The sequence below is a fragment of the Nitrospirillum bahiense genome (assembly GCF_007828025.1).
Lineage (GTDB): Bacteria > Pseudomonadota > Alphaproteobacteria > Azospirillales > Azospirillaceae > Nitrospirillum > Nitrospirillum amazonense.
Genome location: NZ_VITO01000030.1, coordinates 22,977 through 43,053, shown reverse-complemented (window position 1 = coordinate 43,053; position 20,077 = coordinate 22,977). Strand labels below are relative to the sequence as shown.

At 69.5% G+C, this 20,077-nt stretch carries 17 protein-coding genes; 7 read left to right on the top strand and 10 right to left on the bottom strand.

Annotated features, from left to right (window positions below; genetic code table 11):
• Positions 1-88 precede the first annotated feature (88 nt).
• On the top strand, positions 89-1,327 hold the full coding sequence (locus FBZ88_RS27840; protein ID WP_145620254.1) for a glycosyltransferase: 1,239 nt from the start codon (positions 89-91) through the stop codon (positions 1,325-1,327).
• On the opposite strand, the gene FBZ88_RS27835 is transcribed toward FBZ88_RS27840, so the two are convergent.
• On the bottom strand, positions 1,319-2,737 hold the full coding sequence (locus FBZ88_RS27835) for a B12-binding domain-containing radical SAM protein (RefSeq protein WP_186464635.1): 1,419 nt from the start codon (positions 2,735-2,737) through the stop codon (positions 1,319-1,321). The genes FBZ88_RS27840 and FBZ88_RS27835 overlap by 9 nt on opposite strands.
• 125 nt (positions 2,738-2,862) lie before the next feature.
• On the opposite strand from FBZ88_RS27835, the gene FBZ88_RS27830 reads away from it, so the two are divergent.
• Both FBZ88_RS27830 and FBZ88_RS27825 read left to right on the top strand, forming a co-directional pair.
• Entirely contained in the window at positions 2,863-3,777 is a 915-nt protein-coding gene (locus tag FBZ88_RS27830; RefSeq protein ID WP_145620252.1) for a nucleotidyltransferase domain-containing protein, read from the top strand.
• 6 nt (positions 3,778-3,783) lie between these two features.
• Positions 3,784-5,268 (top strand): hypothetical protein, encoded by a 1,485-nt coding sequence (locus FBZ88_RS27825; protein ID WP_145620251.1) that lies wholly within the window; start codon positions 3,784-3,786, stop codon positions 5,266-5,268.
• On the opposite strand, the gene FBZ88_RS27820 is transcribed toward FBZ88_RS27825, so the two are convergent.
• Positions 5,241-7,034, bottom strand: a complete 1,794-nt coding sequence (locus FBZ88_RS27820; protein ID WP_145620250.1) for an ABC transporter ATP-binding protein — start codon at positions 7,032-7,034, stop codon at positions 5,241-5,243. The two genes, FBZ88_RS27825 and FBZ88_RS27820, sit on opposite strands and share 28 nt — an antisense overlap.
• A 119-nt stretch (positions 7,035-7,153) precedes the next feature.
• Here FBZ88_RS27820 and FBZ88_RS27815 point away from each other — a divergent pair, with 119 nt between their 5' ends.
• Positions 7,154-9,193 carry an NAD(P)-dependent oxidoreductase gene (locus FBZ88_RS27815; protein ID WP_145620249.1) on the top strand — a complete coding sequence of 680 codons (2,040 nt, stop codon included), beginning with the start codon at positions 7,154-7,156 and terminating at the stop codon, positions 9,191-9,193.
• On the opposite strand, the gene FBZ88_RS27810 is transcribed toward FBZ88_RS27815, so the two are convergent.
• Complete coding sequence (locus FBZ88_RS27810) at positions 9,190-10,737, bottom strand: DUF1302 domain-containing protein (RefSeq protein WP_186464634.1); 1,548 nt, start codon at positions 10,735-10,737, stop codon at positions 9,190-9,192. The two genes, FBZ88_RS27815 and FBZ88_RS27810, sit on opposite strands and share 4 nt — an antisense overlap.
• Before the next feature lie 206 nt (positions 10,738-10,943).
• Between FBZ88_RS27810 and FBZ88_RS27805 the strand changes: the two genes are divergently transcribed.
• Complete coding sequence (locus tag FBZ88_RS27805; RefSeq protein WP_186464633.1) at positions 10,944-12,341, top strand: DUF1329 domain-containing protein; 1,398 nt, start codon at positions 10,944-10,946, stop codon at positions 12,339-12,341.
• Between the two features lie 164 nt (positions 12,342-12,505).
• Here FBZ88_RS27805 and FBZ88_RS27800 read toward each other — a convergent pair whose 3' ends face one another.
• The 6 genes from FBZ88_RS27800 to FBZ88_RS27775 form a co-directional block, all read right to left on the bottom strand.
• Positions 12,506-13,246, bottom strand: coding sequence for an anti-sigma factor family protein (locus tag FBZ88_RS27800; RefSeq protein WP_145620246.1), 741 nt, complete (start codon positions 13,244-13,246; stop codon positions 12,506-12,508).
• A complete protein-coding gene (locus tag FBZ88_RS27795) occupies positions 13,243-13,788 on the bottom strand; it encodes an RNA polymerase sigma factor (protein WP_244909682.1) in 546 nt (181 codons plus the stop codon). The genes FBZ88_RS27800 and FBZ88_RS27795 overlap by 4 nt, the downstream gene beginning before the upstream one ends.
• A 221-nt stretch (positions 13,789-14,009) precedes the next feature.
• Complete coding sequence (locus FBZ88_RS27790; protein WP_145620278.1) at positions 14,010-14,681, bottom strand: exopolysaccharide biosynthesis polyprenyl glycosylphosphotransferase; 672 nt, start codon at positions 14,679-14,681, stop codon at positions 14,010-14,012.
• A 2-nt stretch (positions 14,682-14,683) separates the two neighbouring features.
• Positions 14,684-15,304 (bottom strand): TetR/AcrR family transcriptional regulator, encoded by a 621-nt coding sequence (locus tag FBZ88_RS27785; RefSeq protein ID WP_186464632.1) that lies wholly within the window; start codon positions 15,302-15,304, stop codon positions 14,684-14,686.
• 111 nt (positions 15,305-15,415) lie between these two features.
• Positions 15,416-16,879, bottom strand: coding sequence for a capsule assembly Wzi family protein (locus tag FBZ88_RS27780; RefSeq protein ID WP_145620244.1), 1,464 nt, complete (start codon positions 16,877-16,879; stop codon positions 15,416-15,418).
• 104 nt (positions 16,880-16,983) lie between these two features.
• Entirely contained in the window at positions 16,984-17,616 is a 633-nt protein-coding gene (locus tag FBZ88_RS27775) for a TetR/AcrR family transcriptional regulator (protein WP_145620243.1), read from the bottom strand.
• A 94-nt stretch (positions 17,617-17,710) separates the two neighbouring features.
• Here FBZ88_RS27775 and FBZ88_RS27770 point away from each other — a divergent pair, with 94 nt between their 5' ends.
• A complete protein-coding gene (locus FBZ88_RS27770) occupies positions 17,711-18,379 on the top strand; it encodes an O-methyltransferase (protein WP_145620242.1) in 669 nt (222 codons plus the stop codon).
• Here FBZ88_RS27770 and FBZ88_RS27765 read toward each other — a convergent pair.
• Positions 18,366-19,193 carry an isocitrate lyase/PEP mutase family protein gene (locus FBZ88_RS27765; protein WP_145620241.1) on the bottom strand — a complete coding sequence of 276 codons (828 nt, stop codon included), beginning with the start codon at positions 19,191-19,193 and terminating at the stop codon, positions 18,366-18,368. The two genes, FBZ88_RS27770 and FBZ88_RS27765, sit on opposite strands and share 14 nt — an antisense overlap.
• Positions 19,194-19,613: 420 nt before the next feature.
• On the opposite strand from FBZ88_RS27765, the gene FBZ88_RS27760 reads away from it, so the two are divergent.
• Positions 19,614-20,069, top strand: a complete 456-nt coding sequence (locus tag FBZ88_RS27760; protein ID WP_145620240.1) for a (2Fe-2S)-binding protein — start codon at positions 19,614-19,616, stop codon at positions 20,067-20,069.
• The last annotated feature ends 8 nt before the right edge of the window (positions 20,070-20,077 follow it).

The window sequence follows — 20,077 nt, the reverse complement described above, 5'->3', positions numbered from 1 at the left end:
CCGTCCTGGGGATAGGCGCACATGGGATGCGCCCGCCTCAGGTAGACCCATGGACAGCCATTCCAGACCCGCCTTGCGGATCGCCTTCGTGACGACCCGCGATCTGGCCCAGCGCAACGGCCGCACCCCCATCATGGGCCACATCCTGGTGGCCCTGCGCCGCCAGCATACGGTGGAGGTGATCACCCTGCATTCCGTGCTGCAGGGCGGCAGGGCCGACCGTCTGGGCGCCGCTGCCGCCTGGCTGGCGAGCCTGGCGAGCGGGCGCCCGCCGCCCCTGCAATGCCTGCTGTACGCCGGCCCCCGGGAGGCGGAGCGGGTGGCGGCGCTCATCGCTGCTGGGGCATTCGATGCCGTCTACCTCGACACCGTGCGCTGCCAGACCCTGCTGCGCACCCTGCGGCGCACCCTGCCCGACCTGCACATCGTCACCGACTTCGACGACCTGATGTCGCGGCGCATGACCTATCTGCGCCACCACCGCCTGCCCTTGCTGACCGGCCACGTCGGCCCGCACTTTCCCCGCTGGGCGCGCCGCCTGGCGGAAGGGCCGCTGGCCCGCCTGGTGACGGCCTATGAGGCCCGCACCCTGCCGGCGGCGGAGCGGGAGGTGATGCTGGCCTCCAGCGCCACGGTGCTGCTGTCGCCGGTGGAACGGCAGATGCTGTGCCGGCACGCCCCTGCGGATGCCCTGTCCAAGGACGGGCCGCCGGTGGTGCGCGCCATCCCGCCCGGCGTGCCCCTGCGGGCGGAGCCATGGGGGCACGGCCATGCGCCCCTGCGCTTCGTCTTCATCGGCAGCGACCGGCAGCTGCAGAACCGCACGGCCATCGATTTCCTGCTGGATCAGTGGCGCCGCCTGAAGCCGGCCACGCCGCTGCACATCCACGGCCGCCAGACCCGCCCCTTGGCCAATGTGCCCGGCGTGCGCTGGCACGGCTATGCTGACGATCTGGCCCAGGTTTACCGGCCCGGCAGCATCGCCCTGGTGCCGGCGCTGGTGGCCGGCGGCATCAAGACCAAGGTGGCGGAGGCCTGGGCCTGGGGCTGCCCCGTGCTGGGCAACCGCACGGCCATGGAAGGGCTGCGGGCACCCGGATATCCCCTGACACTGCCCGAGGACCAATGGGGCCCCTACCTGACGCAGCCTGAGGCCTATGCCGACCTGTGGGCCGACGCCGCGCGCAAGGGGGCCGCGTTCGTCCGCCGCGCCTTGTCGCCGGCGGGGTTCGAGCGCGCCTGGGAAATGGCCCTGCGGCCCAAGTCCGCGACGCGGGACGCGCCGGCCGGCGCCCCCCTGGTCGACGCGGAACAGGCCTCAGGATAGGGAGGGCTCGGGGCGCAGATGCTGGACCAGGAACTTCTCCACCGGGGCGGCGTAGACGTCGTGGTCGATGCGCCAGCGCGCCACCCGGCGCAGCAGACGGCCGGCACCTTGACCAGTGGCTGCGGTGCCTGCGGCATACTTGTTGTAGAACTTGAAGCGCTCGATGCGGCGGTAGAGATGCGGTGGCACCCAGGTGCCCGCCGGCCCCGCCACATAGTCGAACCGCGCCCAGTCGTCCAGGGTGCGCGGCGTCTGGTCCGCCACAGCGGCGGCCAGGGCCGAGCCGGGATAGGGCTTGTAGTAGAACAGCGGGGTTTCGAACTTGGGGCTCATGGCCCGCAGGGTCTTGATCAGGCCCAGCGTCGCCTCGACCTGCGCTTCCGTCTCCTCCGGGAAGCCCACGATGAAAGAGAAGATGACGGCGACATCGTGCTGCCGGCACTTGGCCGCCGTCTCCAGGATGGCATCGATGGTGGTGTCCTTCTTGATGCGCTTCATCATCTCGTGCGACCCGGTCTCCACCCCCACCAGCACGCGGCGCAGGCCGGACTGGACGCACAGGCGCCAGATCTCGTCCGGCAGGCGCACGCCCTGGTCGGCGCGCATGGTGCCCGCCCAGGTGAAATCCAGCCCCCGCCGCAGGAATTCCTCACAGATGTCGGCCACGCGGTGGCGGTGGGTGAAGTAGGTCTCGTCCTGGAAATTCAGGTCGGTGAAGCGATAGCGGCGCCACAGCGCTTCGATCTCCACCCCCATGCGGCTGGCCGAGGTCGCCTTCCAGTCGCGGCCATAGACGAAGGGGTCGGCACAGAAGGCGCAGCGGAAGTTGCAGCCGATGGAGCCGATGTAGTCCAGCTGCCGCCGGCCCTTGAGCTCGAAGTATCGCTCCACCCGGATCAGGTCGAAGTTGGGCGGGGCGAAGGCGTCCAGGCTTTCCAGATGCCGCGCCTTGGCGCGCACCACGCGGTCGCCGTCGCGGTAGGCGACACCGGCGATGCCCTCAACATCACCGCCCTCGGCCAGACGATCCATGATCTCCGCGAAGGTGCGCTCGCCCTGCCCCGCTACGGTGATGTCGATGCTGGGTTCGTCCAGCGTCTCCACCGGGAACAGGGAGGGATGCCAGCCGCCGGCCACGGTGGTGAGGTCGGGCCGCGCCTGCTTGACCGCCCGCAGCATGGCCAGCGCGTCGCCCAGCGGCCGGCCGGTCAGCATGGTGACGCCAAAGCACAATGCGCCATCGATGGCCTGCAGCACCGCGTCCAAGGGGTCCGCCTCGATCCGCGCGTCGATGATGCGCACGTCGAAGCGCGCGGGATCAAGGTTGGAGCCGATGGCCAGCAGGCCCAGCGGCATGGTGTGAAACACAGCCGCAGGATTGTAAAGAACGACCTTGTGCCGGATGGCCATGACCCACCAAAAATCAAACATCGATGGCGCAGCATATCCAGCACAGATAAAATAAACAATGCGCCTTTTAAAATAAATAATCTAAATGTGCGGACGCCGATATTGATCGGCCGACAGGGGATTTCATGACCGTCGTCCTTACGATGAATAAATTGGAAACGGCGATTTACTCGACGATCGCCTATCGGGATATTTTCCATTTCCCGGTGTCCGTGCCTGAAATACACCGCTATCTGCATGGCATCCGCTGCACGCCGGGCGACGTGCAGCACGCGCTGGGCGGCCCGGCCCTGGCCCGCCACCTGGAAACGGACGGCACCTATCACGCCCTGCGCGGCCGGACCGACCTGTTCGCCATCCGCCGTACCCGGCGGGAGCTGTCGCGCCGGCAATGGCCGACGGCGCGGCGCTATGCCCGCTTCCTGGCCAGCCTGCCCAATGTGCGCATGGTGGCGATGACGGGCTCGCTGGCCGCCGGCAACTTCCCCCCCAATGGCGACATCGACTTCCTGCTGGTGACCGACGCCGGCACCATGTGGCGCACGCGCGCCTTTTGCCGCCTGCTGGCCCTGATGGACGCCAAGCTGGCGAACGGCCTGTTCTGCCCCAACACCTTCCTGTCGCTGGCGGCCCTGCCCCTGGCGCGCCGCAGCCTCTATGACGCGCAGGAGCTGTGCCAGATGATCCCGCTGTATGGCCCAGACGTGTATGAGACGGTGCGGGAGGCCAACGCCTGGACGGCCGACTGGCTGCCCAACGCCGTGGGGGCGCCGCCCGTGGACGTCCATGGGGACAGCCTGAACTGCGTCCCCTACACCACGGCCTTGAAGCGCGCCGGGGAATGGCTGCTGGCCAGCCCCCTGGGTCGCGCGCTGGAGGGGCTGGAGGCGCGGCGCAAGATTCACCGCTTCAATGAAACCGACCGGCTGAAGGGCGCCTGGACCCGCTCCACCCGAGAGTCTCACAGCATGTGGGATGAGATGCGCCTGAAGATCGAGGCGGCGTGGCAGGCGCGCATGGATGAGCTGGCGGCCCGGTAGGCGGCCATGGCGACGCCCTTCCACGCCCAGTACCTGGCCCTGGTGGCGGAGATCGAGGCACGCTTCGCCGTCAGCCGCTGGACCAGCGGCGACGCCCATCTGTGGCCGTTGGCGCGCATGGACCTGTACCTGGACCTCTACCGCCAGCATGTGGCCGACCCTGAGGCCGGCCGGCCATCCCGGGTCGTGCGCGGCTTGCGCACCCTGGCCCACCCGCTGGCGACGCTGGGGCGCCGGGACAACGTCATCCTCCGGCCCCACCGGGCCGACATCCTGTTCCTGGGCGATGGCGTGTCGGTGGAGTGCATCGACGGCGCTTGGGAGGATCGCTATGGCGAACCCCTCATGGCGGAGCTGGAGGGCGACGGGGCGCGCTACCTGCACCTGCAACCCGGCCGGCGTACGCCCTGGCGCCGGCCCACCCTGGCGGTGGACCTGATCACAAGCGCCGCCCAGGCGCTGGCCCCGCTGGTCCGCGCGCCGCTGGACCTGCCGGACCATGCTGAAGTGGTGGACTTCCTGGCCCGCCAGGGCGTGCCGGCGCCCTCCTTGCGGCCGGAACGCCTGGCGCGGCGTGCCATGGGGCTGCGCGCCCGGGCCCAGGCCTTGGGCCTGGTGCTGGACATCGCCCGGCCGCGCCTGGCCTTCACCACCACCTGGTATGCCGGCTTGGGATCCGCCCTGGCGCTCGCTTGCCGGCGGCGCGGCATCCTGTCGGTGGATGTGCAGCATTGCCCCCAGGGCGGGCGGCACAAGGCCTATGGCTGGGCGGGCGTCGGCACCGAAGGCTACACCACCTTGCCCGCGCTGTTCTGGACCTGGGACCCGGCCGATGCCGCCCATATCAGCGCCTGGGCGGATGGGCATTGGCATCAGGCCCTGGCCGGCGGCCATCCCCGCCTGGGCCCCTTTCTCGACGATGCCGACCCGCGTACCCGGGCCTGGGACGAACGGTTCCGCCAGGCCGCCGGCGGCGACGCCCAGCGCGACATCCTGGTGGCCTTGCAAACCACCGGTCCGTCCGCCGTTTGGGATGCCGTGGCCGACCGCATCGCCGCGGGCCCGCCGGAATGGCGCTGGTGGATCCGCCGGCACCCCGCCGCCGGCCCCGGGGACGACCGGCGCCATGCCCGGTTGCTGGCGCTGCGCGGCCCGAACATCCGCATCGATCCCGCCTCGGCCCTGCCGCTGCCGGCCCTGCTGCGCCATATGGACACCGTGGTGTCACTGGCCTCCGGCGTGGCGGCGGAGGCGGTACTCTTCGGTGTGCCGGCCCTGTTCCTCAGCGCCGATGCCACCGGCCCCTTCGGCCACCTGGCGGAGGCGGGACATGCCCGGGTGGTGGCGGACCTGGATGCCCTGATCCCCACGCTGGCCGCCCTGCCCAAGGCACCATCGCGCCGTGCCGCCCAAATCCCGAACCTGGCCGCCGGCCTGCGGCGGCTGGAGGCGATCGCCGCCAGCTACCGCGCCCTGTGGGCCGACGCCTGAGCGTCGGGCATGCCCATTCGGCGGTCGGCGATGACACGGCCCTCGGCGAATTCCAGGACACGGTCGCACAGCATCAGGCTTTCCCGCCGGTGGGCGATCAGCACAATGGTGGGCCGCCACGGCAGCGTCGCCAGGCCGGCCAGCAACGCGCGCTCGCCCGCAATGTCGATGGCGCCGGTGCTTTCGTCCAGCACCAGCAAGGGCGGCTCACGCATCAGCGCGCGGGCCAGGGCCAAGCGCTGGCGCTCCCCGCCCGACAGCAGGCCGCCCTGGGCGCCCACGACCGTGTCCAGTCCTTGTTCCAGGCGGTCCACCAGGGCGCCGGCGCCCACCAGGCCAAGGGCGGCGCGCATTTCGGCTTCGCTGGCCGAGGGGTTGGCCCAGGCCAGGTTGGCGCGGATGCTGTCGTGGAACAGGAAGGTGTCCTGCGGCGCATAGGCGATGGCGGCCGCCCATTGCCGCCGCGCGGCACCGGCCAGGGCGCGGTCGCCCACGGTGATGGTGCCGGTATCTGGCGCCGTCAGGCCGACCAACAGATCGGCGAAGGTGGTCTTGCCGGCGCCCGAGGCGCCCGTCACCCCTACGAAGCTGCCGGCCTCAAGGGTCAAGTCCAGGCCGGACACACCCCGGTCGCCGCCGGGGTGGCGATAGCTGACCTGGTGGAAGCGGATGGGCTGCGGGCCAGCGAAAGCGCCACCGTCCGCCATCTCGGCCGCCACCGGCGCCACGCCGCCGGCCAGCTCCGCCTCCAGCGCCCGGATCTTCTCGTACGACGGCAGGAAGTTGGCGAACTGCTGGGCGCCCTGCTGCAACTGGGCGGCCGGCGCGCTCATCCGCGCCAGCACCAGCACGAAGACGATCAGCACCGCCGGCGGCACGTCCAGCGCCCAGACCCCCACCACGATGGCGGCGGCCCCCGCCAGGGACGCCAGCGTGCTGAAGGCCAACTGCGCCTTGGTCTGTTCCCGGGTCAGGGCGACCTGGCGGCCCATCAGCCGGCCCAGGGTGCCGTTGAACTCATCGGCGAAACGCTGCTGCATATTCTGGCTGAGCGCCAGCTTGAGGCCCCCCAGAAATTGGGCGCCGCTGGTGGCCAGGTGCAGATTGGCGTCGGCCACCTCGCGCCCCAAGCGGCGCGACCGCGCCAGTTGCGGCAGCAGGGCCAGGGTGGCCACCGCCAACAGCACACCGGTGACGGCCGCCAGGGGGGTGGAGAATAGGCAGGCCAGCCCCCACTGCACCAGCAGCAGAAACAGGGAGGTGGCGCCCTGAAGCATGAAATGGGCACAGGCGCCGGTCAGGATGATGTCGCTGCTGAGCAGGTGGTTAACCCGGGCATGCGGCAGGGTCGACAGCCGCGTCCAGGGTGCCGCGACCAGCCGGGCCACCAGCCGCGTGCGCTGTGCCTCGACAAAGCCGATGCGCAGGGTGGCCAGCAACACGTCCCGGTGCCACAGCACAACCGCCCTCAGGCCCACCAGCAGGGCGAAGCAGGCCAGCAGCGGCAGCAGCCGGGCCAGGGGATCGTCGCCGGTGGACCGCCACGGCAAACGCCCCGCCAGCGCCGCTGCCCAACCCCCACGGTCTCCCCCCACCACCAGATCCAGCAGGGGGACCAGCAGCACCAGGCCCACGCCCTCAAGTCCCGCGCCCAGCATGATCAGGATGGCGGCCTTCAGCCCGTCGCCGCCGGCGTGGGCCCGGAATTCCCGGAAAAAATCCCAGGCCGACCGGGCCAGCTCACGCCCTGCGCCACGCTTGTGCATGATGATGAGGAATCCCTGATTACGCGCTGATTTCTTGGCACAAATCGGGGTTGGCTACCGCAACTATATATTTCACCGGGTGGGGAATAAGCGGGCGCCGCCATCCGTCTTCAGGGGTGATGTCTTCCGCGATCCCCATCCCGCCCCTGAGGGTCCTGGTCATCGGCGCCGGCCCGATGGCGACCCATGTGCACCTGCCCGTGCTGGCCGCCCTGCGCGATCGGGGGCTGGTGGATCTCGCCTTGGTCTGCGACCTGGACAGGGGGCGGGCGGACACGGCGGCGGCCACCTTCGGCTTTGGCGCCAGCACCGGGGATGCCGGTGCGGCCTTGGCCCGCGACGACATCGACGCCGTCCACATCTACGCCAGTGCCCAGCTTCATTACGAATACGGAATGAGGGCCTTGCGCCGGGGCAAGCATCTGTTCGTGGAAAAGCCGGTGGCGCCCGGCGCCGCACAGGCCCAGGCCATGGCCGACCTGGCCCGCGCCCGGGGACTGGTGGCGGCGGGTGGGCACAACCGCCGCTTCTACCCCTCGCTGCGCGCCGCCCGGGCTCGCGCCGGTCTGGCCGGATGGCGCCAGGCGGAGGCGGTGTTTCACAAGCCCCTGGCAGGCCAGCCGCCGGGCTTCGGCGCCACCAGTTGGCTGAGCGCCAACGGCATCCATGCCCTGGACGCCCTGCTGTGGATGATGGGGGGCCTGCCGGACCACCTCGCGGCCCACGTTTCCGGTGAGACCTTCAGCGCCCTGATGCGCTGGCCGGGCGGCGCCCAGGCCGCCTTCCTCTGCGACAACGCCGCCGGGTGCCGGCGCGAGGACTACGCCTTCCATGCCGCCGGCGAAAGCTGTGCTGTCACCGAGACGGCGCTGACCGTGCAGACGGATGGCCGCCCCCTAACCACCGCCTTCCCCGGCGGCATGACCAGCTTCGCCCTGGAGCACGATGCTTTCCTGGACGCCATCCGCACGGGGACGGAGCCGCCGCACAGCCTGGCCGCCCTGGTCCCATCCCTGCACCTATGTGACCTGATCGAGCGCGGACACATCGGTGCCGTCCCCCCGTTCTTGGCGGCGGCGGCCACCGCGCCCGCGCCTGCGGAACGCATCATCCTGGTGGACGGACATTGGGGGGCCGCCCTGTCGCCCCTGCTGGCCGGCTATCGCCTGGCCACCCCAGGCGACGTGACGGAAACGCGGCCGGACGTGGTGGCCGCCTTGCTGGGCCGGGGCGCCCCGCCACTGGCGCCGGACCTGCTGGACCGCCTGCCCAATCTGGCCGTGGTGGGCGTCGCCGGCCTGTCGGTGGCGCGTTTCGGCGCCGACGACCTGCTGGCCCGGGGCGTGGCCCTGGTCAACGCCAGCGACGCCCACGCCGACAGCGTGGCGGAATTCGCCCTGGGCCTGGCCATCCTGGGCCGCCGCCGTGCCTTCCAGGGTAATGCGGTCATGCGTGACGGCGGCTGGGGAGTGGTGCCACCGCTCCGAGGTCTGCGCGGCCTGGCCCGGCGGCTGAAGCCCACGCTAACGCGCCTGGGCCTATTACCCCTGGCGCAGAAAATGAAGGCGCGCCTGGGCGGCGACGGGCGCGGCCGGCCGCCGCAAGCCCGCGACCTGACCGGCGCCACGGTGGGCCTGGTCGGCTGGGGTGCCAACGCCCACGCTTTCACCCGGCGGCTGGTCGACTGCGATGCCCGGGTGCTGGTGTGGTCCGAGAATGCCGCCGAGGCGGACATCCGCCAGGCGGGCGCCAGCGCCGCCGCCTTGGACCAAGTGCTGGCGGCCGACATCGTCAGCCTGCACCGGGGCCTGACGCCCGCCACCCGGCATACCCTGGGGGCGGCCGAACTGGCTCGCCTGCGCCCTGGTGCCGTCTTGATCAACGTGGCGCGGGGGGGCCTGATCGAACCCACGGCCCTGCTGGACCGCCTGCGCCGGGGCGACGTCTTCGCCTGCCTGGACACCTTTGAGGAAGAGCCGCTGCCGCCCCGCCACCCCTTGCGGCGGCTGCCCAATGTCTTCCTGACGCCCCACATCGCCGGCGGCAGCGTGGACATGCAGGCCCAGGCGGCGGATGAGGTGGTGGCCAAGGTGGCCCGCCTGCTGGATGGCGGGACGACCGACATCCTGACGCCCGCGCGCCTGCGCTCCATGACCTAGAACGTCCGCTCCAGACCCAGGGCCACAAAATCGCGGTCGGCCAGCAGTTGCTGGCTGGGCGCGCCGATGTAATGGGTCAGGGTCAGGTTGGCCTTCCACACACTGCGGTAGGTCGCCGTCACCCCCACCGTCAGGTCGCCGGCACCGGCGTTCTGGGCGTAGTAGCTGAGGCTGTGGCCGGTGATGTTGTAGCCCAGGCCCAATGGCACCGTCAGGTCCAGGTTGGGCAGAACCTGGAAGTAGTGCGGCTCGAACAGTACACGGGCCTTGGTGGCGACCTGATGCCACTGGTTGCCGTCATCGTCGCGCACAACGCCGACCACATCGTCCACCGCCGCCTCGGCATTCACGTCGGCGCTGTCCCACAAGCTGGACCGGCCCAGGGCCGTGGTCAGCGACAACTGGCCGTGCACCATGTCACCCCGGACGTACGCGGCATAGCGGTCCGTCACCGGCCCGTTCACAAAGGGCGGCGGCAGCACCAGCGGCATGTTATGGCGGGCGGAAACCTCGCCCGTCACGGTGTTATCGCCCAGGGATGCGCTGAAACTGGCGCCATAGAGATGAACGCTGCCGGGATAGACCAGGCGGTAATAGCCGGCCGCGCCAGGGGCCGAGGCGTCGCCGTCGGGGCCGACGACATATTGCGGGTCCATTGAATTGTAGCGCAGGGCATAAAGACCGTAATCCACCCCGTCCACGGTGGCGTGCAGCGACACGCCGAATTGGCCATCGGCATCGGGCGTGCGGTCGGCTTGGCGGGCCAGGTAGCGGCCGGGCCCGACATAGAGGCGGTCGGCGCCGGCGCCCAGATAGTCCAGGTAACTGAAATAGCTGCCGCTGCCCGCCTGGCGCGTGGGCCGCCATTCGAACTGGTCATAGAAGGACAAGGCCACCTCGGGCCAGGGCTGGACCGTCACCGCCGCCTGCCCCACCGGCCGGTAGATGTCGCTGGTATAGGCGCTGGGGCCCCCCACGGCGCGGCTGTAGTCCGCCGGCGCCATGGCGGCGGCGATGGAATTGGTGTCGTAGAACAGGCTTTCACCCCACACCAGGGCCTGTCGGCCCACGCGCACCGACACCGGCATGCCGGCCAGGGTGAAGGCGCCATGGGCGAAGGCCTCGCGCATTTCGGCGTGCTGGCCCTGCAGGTCGCGCACCGCCGGGGCGAAGTGGCCGGGCGTGGCGGTGGAGGCGTTGATGGCCTGCGGATCCGCGTCATCCGTCCGGCCCTGATAGGCGGTGTCGTACCAGGCGGCGGCACTGGCGTGCATGCCCCATTCGCCCCAGCCCAGGTCCAGGGCCGACAGCAGATCCAGCCGGTTGGAGACGAGGCCCGGGCCGAAATTGCGGTCACCGTCATCCCAGTTGGTGTTGGTCAGCAAAGCCCCCTTACGAGGGCCGATACGATCCGCCACCGTGTAGCGCACCGTGTTGTCCCAGCGCAGATCCAGCCCGTCGCCGGAATAGAGATCCGCCGCCCGGACTGGAGCGGCCAGGCACAGGACGGGGAAGACCAATAGGCCGAGAACGCGGGACGCCATTGCGCTTTGGCTCAATCCATCAAAGGCTTGCCGCATCGACACTACCATACCCCGCGACAGGATGCGCCAGCGCCACATCCCGCTTGTGTCGCCAAGGGCCGCACGCCATGATCCCCGGCACCCATCGCCGGCGCCGGCCAAAACACGGGAAATCCCGGCACGCCGGCGCGCAACCCCTCACACCACCAGGCGCCGTACGCGAGCCCATGCGATCCACTGCCGTCCCGTCTCCCATATCGCTGGCCCCCATATCGCTGGCCGCCGTGCTGCTGGCCACGCTGGCGCTGGCCTGCCAGCCCACCAGCACCCGCGCCCAGGTGACGGAGCAGGAGGCGGCACAGCTGAAGTCCCGACTGACCCCGGTGGGTGCGGAGCGGGCGGGCAACACGGACGGCAGCATTCCGGCCTGGACGGGCGGGTTGAGCGCGCCGGGCCCCATGGCCACGGGCCCACATCCCGACCCGTTCGCGGCGGAAAAACCGCTGTTCTCCATCACCGCCAAGAACTTCCGCGATTATGCCGACCGGCTGCCGGAGGGTGCGAAGCACTTGTTCCAGCGCGACGCCGACTATCGCATGGACATCTATCCCAGTCATCGCACGGCCGCCGCCCCCGACTGGGTCTATGAGAACATCCGGCTGAACGCCACGCGCGCCCGGCCGGCGCCGGAAGGCATCGCCTATGGGGTGGAGAGGGCCGTGGGCGGCATCCCCTTCCCCATCCCCAAGGATGGGTTCCAGGCCATGTGGAACCACCTGCTGGCCTACTGGGGCCCTGCGCGCGAGGTGACGGTCAGCACCTATGTCGTGCCGGCGGACGGGGTGGTGGAAAAGGCCAGCGGCTATAAGGAAATTGCCGACTTCCCCTATTACTACCGGGATGCCACGCCCGACAGTTACGGCGGCTATTACTTCAAGACGCTGCACCTGGCGGTGGCCCCGGCCTCCCGCGTGGGCGAAGGTTACCTCAACTGGCAGCCGATCAACATCAAGCGCCACGACTTCGCCGCCTGGCGCCTGCTGCCGGGGGAACACCGCGTGCGCAAGGCGCCGGCCATCTCCTACGACGTGCCGGACACCGACGCGGCCGGCTATATGAGCGAGGACGAGTACTACATCTTCTTCGGCGGCCTGGACCACTATGACTTCAAGCTGGTGGGCAAGGCCGAGATGTTCGTGCCCTACAACAACAACCGCCTGTACGCCAAGCCGGTGAGCGAGGTGCTGGGCCGCACCCACCCCAATCCCGACGCGCTGCGCTATGAGCTGCACCGCGTCTGGGTGGTGGACGGCACCCTGGCCGCTGGCGCGCATGACGTTGTCCCGCATCGGCGGCTCTACCTCGACGAAGACACCTGGATGGCGGTTTACGGGGATTCCTGGGATGAGCAAGGCAAGCTGTGGAAGTTCGGGCAGGCCACCATGTACCTCATGCCGGACGTGCCGGCGGTGGTGATCGGCAGCCAGTTCATCCACGACTTCGAACTGGGCGGCTACGCCTACACCTTCGCCTTCAATGGCGAGGCGACGCCCTACACCGTCACCGCCCCGCACCCCGCCACGCTGTTCAGCCCCGACAGCCTGTCGGCAAGATCTGTCCGTTAGTGGCCGATGATCGTTGCCGATCATCAGCCCCCCTCAGACGCCGGGCGGCGGACATCCGTCCGCCTTGGCTGATCCTCGCATTTCAGTCCGCTTCGCTCCCCAAAATGCTGCGGCGGATGCAGTCGCATCCTACAGCGGCATGCAGATCATGCCTCTGGTGCACCTCACGCCGTCAGGCCGACATAGGCCATGCTGGCCAGCTTCTGCATCACGGCGGCCGACATCTCCCCGGCCATGACCATGCTCAGCTGGTCGTCCTGCCAGATGCAGACGCGCAGCTTGTCGCGCTTGAACTGGTCGAAGCGCACCGAGCCGTCGGAATGGCGCAGGTAGATGGTGAACAGCCGGTCGTCGGCGTCGCGGTAGGCCACCGTGGCCGCCTGCCCCTCCACCTTCACGCCGGCCAGGCGATAGCCGGCGCGGGTCAGGTCAGGCACCTTGATGTTCAGGGCCACGACGCGGCTGAGCGCCGCGTTGTAGGGGGCGAGGTCACTGGGCACAGCCGCCGGCACATCGCGTGCCGCCAGCGCCATCTGCACGACATCGCCGGCCGGCCCGCCCGCCGGGCGGCCCGCCAGGTAGGCGCCACCCACCAGCAGCAGCACGACGGCGGCCACCGCGCCCAGGCGGCGCCAGTCGGCCCAGGGCCGGGCGGCGTGCCCATTGGCGGCAGATTGCGCCAGGTCGACCAGGTGCTGCGGCACCGGCCGGTCGATCAGCGGGCTGTACAGCCGCTTCATCATGGCCTTGTCGGCCTCGTACCCGGCCAGGCGCTCCGCCAGGGCGGGGTCGGCCAGCAGTGCGGCCTCGACAACGCGGGCGCGGTCTTCCGGCAGCTCGCCATCCAGGAAGGCGTGCAGATCGACCTCCGCGATGGAGGGATGGTTGGGGGTATGGTCGCTCACTTTCGGTCTTTCGATACTGGGTGCTGTTGGCCCAGGGGCAGCGGGATGATTTCCGCGCCCTCGCCTTGCATCACGCTACGCAACCGCTCACGGGCCCGCGCCAGGCGCGACATCACGGTACCCACCGGGATGCCCAACTCCTCCGCGATCTCGCGATAGTTCAGTTCCTCGACACTGGACAGCAGCAGGATTTCCCGATGCTCCGGCGTCAGCCGGCTGACCGCCTTCACGAAGTCCCGCGCGGCCCCGACGTCGGTCGGCGGCGCGCTCAGTTCCACATGGTCGGCCAACTCGGTGATGTCCTGCTCCTCCCCCCGGCTGTTGCCGCGGCGGATCTCGTCGGTATACAGGTTCCGCAAGATACGCCGCAGCCAGCCGGAGATGCGGGGCAACTCCCGCAATTGCGCTGATTGGCGCAGCGCGCGTTCCACACAATCCTGGACCAGATCATCCGCCAGCGCGGCATTGCCCACCAGCGCCAAGGCGTATCGCCTCAGCGCCGGCAGCTGCATGACCAGGGCGTTCGCGAATTGCTGGGGCACGGCTTAGGGCTCTCCGACACGGGCCATGTCGAACCAATGGAAAACCTCGCGCCCGTGCCTACGCCGCATCAGCTTACGTCCATCTTCACCGGCATCCCAGGGGCCAATTCCCCGGTGGATCACGGTCCTCTCATCCCTAAGACGGATGGCCTTCCGCGTTTATTCCCAGGGGTAATCGCTATGCGTTCGAAATAGTGTCGGCGAAATAGTGCCGGGCTTCGTCAGCACGCCTTGCGCCGGCTCAGGACTACCAGGGGCGTGCGCGCCAAGATCTTGAGGTCCAGGGCCAGGCTCGCGTTGTCCACGTACCAGGCGTCCAGGTCCACCCGCGCCTGCATGTCCGCCACCTGGGGCGTCGCCCCGCGCGCGCCGTTGACCTGGGCCCAGCCGGTGATGCCGGGCCGCACGTTCTGGCGGTAGAGATAATTGGGGATGCGGGCGCGGTAATAGTCGTCATGGGCGGCGGCGTGGGGCCGTGGCCCCACCAGCGACATCTCCCCCGACAGCACGTTCAGCAGTTGCGGCAGCTCATCCAGGCTGGTCACCCGCAGGACACCGCCCACGCGGGTAACGCGGGGGTCGCCCTCGATGGCCTGCACCACGTCGGCGCCATCCTCCAGCACGTGCATGGTGCGGAACTTCACGATGTGGAAGGGCTGGCCCGCCAGGCCGATGCGCTGCTGGCGGAACAGGATGGGCCCCCGGCTGTCCAGGCGGATCAGCAGGGCGATCAGGCCCAGCAGCGGCAGGCAGGCCAGCAACAGCGCCAGGCTGAGCGTCATGTCCAGCGCGCGCTTGGGCGTCAGGTGCCGCCGGGCGCGGCGCGGCGGCACCTCGACCGCTTCGGCCCGCGGCGCCGGCTCCGGCATCCGCAACGGCTGGGGCGCCGTCATGGTCACGCGGCGGTCCCGGCGGGTGTGGAGCCCTTCCCGGCACGGGCGATGACCAGCGCCCGGGCGGCTTGGCACAGGGCGTCGGTCAGGTCCGCCTGCGGCAGCTGGCCGCCCAGGTGCAGAACGGCCACGCCGTGCAGGGTGGACCACAGCAGGCGGCCCAGGGCGACCGGATCCGCACACGACGGCCCCGGCGCTGCGAAGCCGGCAGCGTGGGCGGCGAAAGCGTCCTCCACCCGGCGTTCCTGACGTCGCACCTCCGCCACCCCGGGCACCTGGGCCGGCGCCAGGGCGAACATCAGGCGATAGCGCGCGGGCTCGGCGGTCGCGAAGGCGCCGTAGGCCGTGGCCAGGCCGGCCACCCGCTCCTCCAGCGCGCCGCCGCCCCGCGCCTGGTCCAGCGCGTCTGCCAGACAGGCGAAGCCGTGGGCGCGGACGCAGGCCAGGATGGCCTCCTTATTCTCGAAATAGCGGTAGGGCGTCATGACGCTGACGCCCAGGCGCTGCGCCAGGTCCCGCATCTTGAACCCGTCCAACCCCCGGTCGGCGAACAGGCCGGCGGCGACATCGCGGACGCGATCGCGCGGGGTGGTGGTCTTGGCGCAGGCGACGATGGACGGCATGGATCCTCCGGCAGGCAACGTGGGGATGTCTCCCCTCAATCCCATGACGGATACGGACCGCGGGTTTATTCCCATGAGCCCGCGCTATTTTCACAGCGCGATGCGCGCCCCCTACAGCGCGATGCGCAGGGCCGCCTCCACCGCCGGCAGGAAGCCATGGTCCGGCCGCGCCTGGTCGTCCTGGACACTACCGCGCAGGTCCAGGGTGAAGTGGCGGAACGGCAGGCTGAGGCGTCCTTCCAGGATGTTCACCTTGACGGGGGCGGGGCTGACGATGTTGGCGCCGGCCGACTGCGCCGTGCCGATGACGGCGTGGTGCAGCGTCATCTCATAGGTCCAGCCATCGGCATCGGTCCAACTGCCCTGCAGGGACAAGAGGCGGGAATCGTCGTCCAGGCTGAAGCCGATGGTGCGACCGCGATAGCGCATACCATCGGGGTAGCCACCGTTGGTGTAGGAGAAGCCGTAGATGCGGCTGGCGAAGCTGAAGATGTCGGTGGTGGAGATGCTGTCGGCGTACTCCGCCGTCAGCCGCAGGGGGCGGCCCGCCAGGGGCACGAAGGCGGTGGCGCCAAACAGGTGGCTGGTGCCGGAATGGGTGATGGGCGAACTATCCTCATTCATCAGTTGCATATAGGCCTGGACCGGCACGCCCCACAGGTCATGGCTATACTTGATGTCCACCACGCCCTCGTCATTGGTCCTGTTGACGTCGGTGGGGGAGTTGTTCAGCTGGAAATACTCCGCCGGATCGCAGGGGTGCCCCTGGCCGCAGATTTCGCCCGTCCGCGCCAAGCCGATCTCCAGCCCCGGGGCCGGGTTGACGGTGACGCGCAAGGCGTCGAACACGGTGTTCTTCTGCAGGCGCGGGCCGTCGAGAAGGCCCAGGAAGAACTCCGCCTGCCAGGGACCCAGCCATTCCAGCACCGGCCAGGTCGAGGGGGAGGTGTCCAGACGCTGGATACCCACCTGGGGCATGGGCCGGGCGTTGTTGGACAGGGTCAGGGCCGAGATCCAGCCCGGTCCCCACCAGTGGGTCAGCCAGCCGCCGTAGACCAGGGCGTCGCCCGCCTTCACCGCGAGATAGCTGTCGTCCAGCGCCAGCTTGGTGGCGCCGTTCTTGAAGTCCTGGGTGTAGCTGCCCACGGCCAGCCGGGCGGCCACGGTGTTGGAACTGTAGGACAGCGCCACCTGGGTTTGCCCCTCCCCCCGGCCCAGACTGTCGAAGCCGTGGACCAGCGCCGGTGCATTGGTCAGGTCCAGGCTGGCGCTGGTGCTGAAACCCGGCCGGTTCTCCCGCGTGGCGCGGCCCAGCACGCGCAGCGCCGCCGCCTGCACCGAATCCGGCTGGGCGTCCAGATCGGCGGCCTTCAGCGCCGGCACGATGGCCGTCCAGGGCAAGGGCCATTGCGTAGTGACGCCATCGATCAGGCCGGCCGCCGCCAGCATTTCGATATCGCCCCGCAACGGGTTATCGCCCACCTCGCCCCAAGGCGAGGCGCCGGCCAAACCCGTCGTGCCCAGCAAAAGAAACAGCGCGCCGGCCAGCCGCCGGCCCATCGCCCCGGTCCGCATCCTCAGGGTCCCCCATGGCCGAACCCGGCCCCGCCACCCGAGGCCGCGCGCCACCTTAAAACCAAGGGAAAACGGCGGGATAGGACGTAACTTCGTATATGGACTCAGCCCTGGTCCAAGCTGCGGAGATAGGCGCAGAACATGTCGGCCATGGCATCGGCATAGACCGCGATTTCCGTGTCCGTGCGCGGGGTTTCGGAATAGTCCTTGCCCACTTGGCTCACGGTCGTCTTGATCAGGTCGCCCGCCATGGCGCGCACGGCGTCGGTGGCGTTGGGCAAGGCCTCACGCATGAAGGTTGCGACGACATCGTCGGCCGATCCCCGCGCCTCCTTGGCTTCCGGCGCGTCGCGGTAGAGGGGGGCCGCATCGGCCAGGGCCCCTCGCATCGCCGCCTCCTCACACTCCGACTTCAGGAAGGCGTGGACCAAGGCGCGCAGCCGGACCAGCGGCGGCCGGGCGCGATCCTCCAGGATGGCGCGCAGCATGTCGGCGGTCTGCCGCCATTCGTCGCTTTGCAGGCGGAATAGGATGGCGGCCTTGTTGGGAAAATACTGGTACAGCGACCCGACGCTGACGCCCGCCTTTTCCGCCACCCGCGCGGTGGTGAAGCGTGCCGCCCCCTCCTTCGCCAAAACCTGAACAGCCGCCTCCAGGATGGTGGCGACCAGCCCGGCGGAGCGGGCCTGCTGCGGCTGCTTTCGTGAGGAAATGCGGGGGCTGGCGCGGTCGGGCATGGCGGGCCGGGGCAATGCGAATAGGGAACATGACGAATTAGTCGTATTTTGAGGGCGGCGCAAGACCGCGCCGCGTCAACCCGGATTCATCCCCATGAGCACCCTGACCACCGCCCCCGTGGCACCCTTGCTGGACCGCCTGTTCGCGGAGGCCGCCCGGATCACGCCCTCCTCCATTCCCGGCGTGGCCGACATGATGGCGCGCGGCGACCATACCCACCTGATGCGCAGCAAGACCGAGTACCGCAGGTTCTACAGCGCCCTGAAGGACATGCCCCTGGCGGTGTCGCGTGAGGCGGGAACGCTGCTGTACATGCTGGCGCGCGGCTCGAACGCACGCACGATCGTGGAGTTCGGCACCTCCTTCGGCCTGTCCACCCTGCATCTGGCGGCGGCCCTGAGCGACAATGGCGGCGGCCGGCTGATCACCACGGAGTTCGAGCCGTCCAAGGTCGCCCGCGCCCGGGCCAACCTGACGGAAGGCGGCCTGATCGACCTGGTGGAAATCCGCGAGGGCGACGCCCTGCAGACCTTGGCCGCCGACCTGCCACAGACCATAGACCTGTTGCTGCTGGACGGCGCCAAGGCCCTCTATCCTGAGATCCTGGACCTGGTGGAAAGCCGGCTGCGGCCGGGCGCCTACATCCTCGCCGACAACGCTGACCACAGCCCGGACTATCTGACCCGGGTGCGCGACCCCGCCAACGGCTATCTTTCCCTGCCCTTCGGCGAGGATGTGGAACTGTCGCTCAAGCTCCGCTGAAGGCGCCAAAGATCTCGTTGAGTTGCTTGCCCGAGGCGCCGGCGGCCAGCCCGTCGAACGATCCGCCCCGCAGCGTCTCCGCCGCACGCAGGAAGCCGCCCCAGGCGGCACGCGCCAAGCCGCCGCCGACGCTGACCCGGCGCACGCCCCAGTCGGCGATTTCCGCCAGGCTGGGGCCGGGGCGCATGACCAGCAGGTTCACCGGCTTGGGCGCCACCGCGCGGACCAGGGCCACGACGTCAGCCTTGTCCACCAGGCCGGGGGCATAGAGGCAATCGGCGCCCGCCTCGGCCAGGGCCACCATCTTGTCGATGGCCTCGGTCACGCAGGACGGGTCGCTCAACAGGATCTCGGTACGGGCGACCAGCAGGGCGTGTGCATCGACCTGGTCTATGGCGGCCCGCGCCGCGCGGATACGCTCCATGGCCGTGGCGGTGTCGTAATGGCCGGGCTGGCCGTCGGCGCGGATGTCCTCCACCGACAAGCCGGCGACACCAGCCTCGACCGCCATGCGAACATTGGCCGTGAGGTCGCTGATTTCATGGGCGAAGCCGGATTCATAGTCCGCATTGACCGGCAGGTCGGTGGCCGGCACCAAAGCGCGCAGGTGCTCCAGCACGTCGTCCCGCGTCACGCCGTAATCCGGCCGGCCCTGCGTCCAGGCATAGCCCGAACTGGTCGTCGCCAGGGCCTGGAAACCCAGGTGCTGGAGCATCCGGGCGCTGCCCACGTCCCAGGGGTTGGGCAGCAGGAAACAGCCGTCCTGATGCAGGGCGCGGAAGGCCGCGCGCTTTTCCGTGATGGTGCGTGTCATGGTCCGTTTCCCTCCCGTTGGTGACGGACAGTCCATCCACCGTTACCTGCCGGCAAGGATGACCATCACACCCTCTGACGCCGCGCCAAATCAGCAAGACGCCGCCTGGGGCAAGAGATGGTCAGGATGGCGGCGAAGTCCCTGATGGTCCGCAATTGACCATAAACATCGTTGCACAGCGGGCAACACTTCGCAGGCAAAAATGGTGGGGAAATGAAAATTTATTTTATAATACAATAGTCTATGAGATTCTGCCGCCATGGCCACGCCCCGTCGATGGTCCCACCCCCGCCCGCGGTATGATTCCGGAACCGCACCGTTCTGCGCGAAGCTCTGTGACACGCGCCTTCGTTGCCGGCACCGCTTCGCAGACGGTGCCGGCAACGGATGGGCAAGGGCCGCCAGCACGGGAAAAAATCCATGGTCAAGCTTTCGATCAACGGCACCGTCCACGATGTGGATGTGGAGCAGGACACGCCACTGCTCTGGGTGTTGCGTGATGTCCTGGGGATGACGGGCACCAAGTTCGGGTGCGGCGTCGCCCAGTGCGGCGCCTGCACCGTCCATCTGGATGGAACCCCCGTTCGCTCCTGCCAGACCGCCGTCGGGGATGTGGGCGACATGGCCGTCGTCACCATCGAAGGCATCGGCGCCACCCCGGCCGGCGCCAAGGTGCAGAAGGCGTGGATGGACCTGCAGGTGGCGCAGTGCGGCTATTGCCAGTCGGGTCAGATCATGTCGGCCGCGGCGCTGCTGGCGCAGACGCCGGCGCCCAATGACGCCGACATCGAGGCTGCCATGGCGGGCAACATCTGCCGCTGCGGCACCTACGTCCGCATCCGCGAGGGCGTGAAGCACGCCGCCTCCCTGACCTGAGGTGCACG

Coding starts and splice junctions, on each gene's coding strand:
- FBZ88_RS27770 (WP_145620242.1), top strand. CDS start 17,711: ATGAGCACCCTGACCACCGCCCCCGTGGCACCCTTGCTGGACCGCCTG.
- FBZ88_RS27810 (WP_186464634.1), bottom strand. CDS start 10,737: ATGGCGTCCCGCGTTCTCGGCCTATTGGTCTTCCCCGTCCTGTGCCTG.
- FBZ88_RS27830 (WP_145620252.1), top strand. CDS start 2,863: ATGACCGTCGTCCTTACGATGAATAAATTGGAAACGGCGATTTACTCG.
- FBZ88_RS27820 (WP_145620250.1), bottom strand. CDS start 7,034: ATGCACAAGCGTGGCGCAGGGCGTGAGCTGGCCCGGTCGGCCTGGGAT.
- FBZ88_RS27835 (WP_186464635.1), bottom strand. CDS start 2,737: ATGGCCATCCGGCACAAGGTCGTTCTTTACAATCCTGCGGCTGTGTTT.
- FBZ88_RS27785 (WP_186464632.1), bottom strand. CDS start 15,304: ATGCCGTCCATCGTCGCCTGCGCCAAGACCACCACCCCGCGCGATCGC.
- FBZ88_RS27780 (WP_145620244.1), bottom strand. CDS start 16,879: ATGCGGACCGGGGCGATGGGCCGGCGGCTGGCCGGCGCGCTGTTTCTT.
- FBZ88_RS27790 (WP_145620278.1), bottom strand. CDS start 14,681: ATGACGGCGCCCCAGCCGTTGCGGATGCCGGAGCCGGCGCCGCGGGCC.
- FBZ88_RS27775 (WP_145620243.1), bottom strand. CDS start 17,616: ATGCCCGACCGCGCCAGCCCCCGCATTTCCTCACGAAAGCAGCCGCAG.
- FBZ88_RS27815 (WP_145620249.1), top strand. CDS start 7,154: ATGTCTTCCGCGATCCCCATCCCGCCCCTGAGGGTCCTGGTCATCGGC.
- FBZ88_RS27765 (WP_145620241.1), bottom strand. CDS start 19,193: ATGACACGCACCATCACGGAAAAGCGCGCGGCCTTCCGCGCCCTGCAT.
- FBZ88_RS27825 (WP_145620251.1), top strand. CDS start 3,784: ATGGCGACGCCCTTCCACGCCCAGTACCTGGCCCTGGTGGCGGAGATC.
- FBZ88_RS27805 (WP_186464633.1), top strand. CDS start 10,944: ATGCGATCCACTGCCGTCCCGTCTCCCATATCGCTGGCCCCCATATCG.
- FBZ88_RS27760 (WP_145620240.1), top strand. CDS start 19,614: ATGGTCAAGCTTTCGATCAACGGCACCGTCCACGATGTGGATGTGGAG.